At 71.1% G+C, this 3539-nt stretch carries 4 protein-coding genes; 3 read left to right on the top strand and 1 reads right to left on the bottom strand.

Features of this window, described 5'->3' with window-relative positions; translation table 11 throughout:
• Window positions 1-221 precede the first annotated feature (221 nt).
• The 3 genes from F8274_RS30150 to sucD all read left to right on the top strand — a co-directional run bounded on the left by F8274_RS30150 (window position 222) and on the right by sucD (window position 3031).
• Window positions 222-776 (top strand): hypothetical protein, encoded by a 555-nt coding sequence (locus F8274_RS30150; RefSeq protein ID WP_192580052.1) that lies wholly within the window; start codon window positions 222-224, stop codon window positions 774-776.
• A gap of 186 nt (window positions 777-962) precedes the next feature.
• Entirely contained in the window at window positions 963-2141 is a 1179-nt protein-coding gene (gene sucC, locus F8274_RS30145; RefSeq protein WP_151465740.1) for an ADP-forming succinate--CoA ligase subunit beta, read from the top strand.
• A gap of 2 nt (window positions 2142-2143) precedes the next feature.
• A complete protein-coding gene (gene sucD, locus F8274_RS30140; RefSeq protein ID WP_151465738.1) occupies window positions 2144-3031 on the top strand; it encodes a succinate--CoA ligase subunit alpha in 888 nt (295 codons plus the stop codon).
• A 57-nt stretch (window positions 3032-3088) separates the two neighbouring features.
• Here sucD and F8274_RS30135 read toward each other — a convergent pair whose 3' ends face one another.
• A complete protein-coding gene (locus tag F8274_RS30135; RefSeq protein ID WP_151465736.1) occupies window positions 3089-3358 on the bottom strand; it encodes a DUF2207 domain-containing protein in 270 nt (89 codons plus the stop codon).
• Window positions 3359-3539 lie beyond the last annotated feature (181 nt).

Raw genomic sequence — 3539 nt, 5'->3', positions numbered from 1 at the left:
CGCAGCAGCAGCCCCCGGCGGGTTGGCCCGCCCCGCGGCAGCAGCCTGCGCCGGGTTGGCCGGCCCCGCAGCAGCAGCCGGCACCCGGTTGGCCCGCCCCGCAGCAGCACGGTGCGCCGTACCAGCAGCATGGCGGGCCGTACCAGCAGCCCGCGACGGGCTGGCCGGGTGCGCAGCAGGCGTATCACCCCGGTGGCGTCGGGCCGGGGCAGGCGCCGGCCGTGCCGACCGCGAAGCGGATACCGGAGGACCTGCCGTTCGTGGTGCGGCCGAGCCTGCGCAAGCGGGCGCTGAGCCTCGGCCTCGTGACCCTGGTGATCGGCCTGGTGATGACCTGCCCGATCGGCCTCGCCGCGTCGTCCGAGGGCGGCGGCGCCGGGCTGCTCTTCATCATCCCGGTGGTCATGCTCGTCTTCGCCGTGCCGGTGGGCCTCCAGCTCTGGCTGGTCTCCTCCGGCGGCCCGGTGCTCGCGCTCGGGCCGGCCGGGCTGTGGATCAAGACGCGGCCGACCCGGGGGCAGGCGATCTGGCTGCCGTGGGAGCTGGTCGAGCGGATCTACCTGCGGCGCTGGGGGCTGGAGAAGATGCTCTGCGTGAAGCCCCGGGACCCGCGGGTCGGCAGCGGCCTGGGCGCGTTCACCGCGCTCGATTCCGGGATGCAGCAGGCCTTCTTCGGCACCGGCTTCACGGCCACGGTCAACCACGCCGACCGGAGCGAGGACGAGATCATGCGAGCCGTGGTCGGGTACGCGGCCGGTCGCTGCCGGGTGGGCTGACCCCGGCGCGACGCAGTGGTGGCTGTGCATTACCGCACACCGTGCACCCGCTCGGTTGCCCCCGGTTCCCATCTCGTTAGGCTGCGGCAAATGGCCTGTCTCATCTGATGACAGGCGTCAAACTGATTTTCCAACGCTGGTGGCGGCGCGACGGCGCGCCGCGGAGACGGGACGGGACGCGCAATCGTGGACCTGTACGAGTACCAGGGGCGGGACCTGTTCGAGCGGCACGGCTTGCCCGTGCTCGCCGGCGGCGTCGCCACTACCCCGGAGGAGGCCCGCGCGATCGCCGAGCGCCTCGGCGGCCGGGTTGTCGTCAAGGCGCAGGTGAAGGTCGGCGGCCGCGGCAAGGCCGGTGGCGTGAAGCTGGCCGAGGGCGCGGAGGAGACGGTGGCCCGCGCCACCGACATCCTCGGCATGGACATCAAGGGTCACACGGTCCACAAGGTCATGATCACGGTGACCGCGGACGTGGCCGACGAGTACTACTTCTCGTACCTGCTCGACCGGGCGAACCGCACCTTCCTCTGCATCGCCAGCGTGGCCGGCGGCATGGACATCGAGCAGGTCGCCGCCGAGACCCCCGAGAAGGTCGTCAAGGCTCCGATCGACGCCAACACCGGCGTGGACGAGGCCAAGGCGCGCGAGATCGTCAGCGCGGCCGGCTTCCCGGCCGAGGTCGCCGACCAGGTGGTCGAGGTCGCGGTCAAGCTGTGGCAGGCGTTCGTCGCCGAGGACGCCACGCTGGTCGAGGTGAACCCGCTGGCCACGACCAAGGACGGCAAGCTGCTGCTGCTGGACGCCAAGGTCACCCTCGACGAGAACGCCGCGTTCCGGCACCCGGACCACGAGGCCCTGGTCGACCAGGCGTCGGTGGACCCGCTGGAGCAGGCCGCCAAGGAGAAGGACCTCAACTACGTCAAGCTCGACGGCGAGGTCGGCATCATCGGCAACGGCGCGGGTCTGGTCATGTCCACCCTCGACGTGGTCGCGTACGCGGGTGAGCGGCACGGCGGCGTCAAGCCGGCCAACTTCCTCGACATCGGCGGCGGCGCGAGCGCCGAGGTCATGGCGAACGGCCTGGAGATCGTCCTCTCCGACCCGTCGGTGAAGAGCGTCTTCGTCAACGTCTTCGGCGGCATCACCGCCTGCGACGCGGTCGCCAACGGCATCGTGCAGGCGCTGGCGCTGCTCGAGCAGCGCGGCGAGAAGGCCACCAAGCCGCTCGTCGTCCGCCTCGACGGCAACAACGCCGAGGCCGGTCGGGCGATTCTCGACGGCGCGAACAACCCGCTGATCCAGCGGGTCGACACCATGGACGGCGCGGCCGAGCGGGCCGCCGAGCTGGCAGCTGCGGGGGTCTGACAATGGCTATCTGGCTGACCAAGGACTCCAAGGTCATCGTGCAGGGGATGACCGGTTCCGAGGGTTCCAAGCACACCCGGCGGATGCTCGCCGCCGGCACCAACGTCGTCGGCGGCGTCAACCCGCGCAAGGCGGGCCAGAAGGTCGACTTCGACGGCACCGAGCTGCCGGTCTTCGCGTCCGTCGCGGACGCCATGAAGGAGACCGGGGCGGACGTCACGGTCATCTTCGTGCCGCCGCAGTTCACCAAGGCCGCCGTGGTCGAGGCGATCGACGCCGGCATCGACCTGGCCGTGGTGATCACCGAGGGCGTGCCGGTGCACGACACCGCCGCGTTCTGGGCGTACAACGTGTCCCAGGGCGAGCGGACCCGGATCATCGGCCCGAACTGCCCGGGCATCGCCTCGCCGGGCGCGTCCAACGCCGGCATCATCCCGGCCGACATCACCGGCTCCGGCCGGATCGGCCTGGTCAGCAAGAGCGGCACGCTGACCTACCAGATGATGTACGAGCTGCGCGACATCGGCTTCTCCACCTGCGTCGGCATCGGCGGTGACCCGATCATCGGCACCACGCACATCGACGCCCTGGCCGCCTTCGAGGCGGACCCGGAGACCGACGCGATCGTCATGATCGGTGAGATCGGCGGTGACGCCGAGGAGCGGGCGGCCGAGTTCATCAAGGCCAACGTCACCAAGCCGGTGGTCGGCTACATCGCCGGCTTCACCGCCCCGCCCGGCAAGACCATGGGCCACGCGGGCGCCATCATCTCCGGCTCGGCGGGCACCGCCGACGCCAAGAAGGCGGCGCTGGAGGCGGTCGGCGTGAAGGTCGGCAAGACCCCGACCGAGACCGCCAAGCTGATGCGGGAGATCATGTCCGGCCGCTGAGCGGTCGCATGACGTGCCGAGGGGGTCGACCGGGTCCGGTCGGCCCCCTCACGCTTCCTACCGGTACCAGTAGGGGGTGTAGTAGTTGCCCCGCGTCCGGATGATGGCGCTGGCGATGATGTTGATGACGCCGAACGCGATGGCCAGCCAGCCGAGCAGCGGGGACTTGCCGGAGCGCTTCGCGTCCCGGATCGACAGGTAGCCGAAGACGATGCCCAGGATGCCGCAGCAGAGCAGGCCGGTGATGATCCCCAGGACGCCCCAGAGGGTGGTCCGGTCCCGACCGGCGGCCGGTGGCGGCGGGGGCGGCGGATACGGAGCGTTCACGGCTTCCTCCGAGCGGTCTGTGCCGCGACAGGAAAGGTCGCGTCCTGGGCCGAGGCTAAACCGGATCCGCGCCGCCGAGCCGGTGGATCAGGGAACTCGCCGCGGTCCCGGGGCGGTATCGGACTGCCGTCGCCCGCGCGGCATGCCAGAGTAGAGCCGATGTCACGCGTCACCCCTGACC

Source organism: Micromonospora sp. AMSO31t (assembly GCF_008868175.1).
Classification (GTDB): domain Bacteria; phylum Actinomycetota; class Actinomycetes; order Mycobacteriales; family Micromonosporaceae; genus Micromonospora.
The sequence above is the reverse complement of the archived record's forward strand: the minus strand, read 5'-3'. Positions and strand labels throughout refer to the sequence as shown.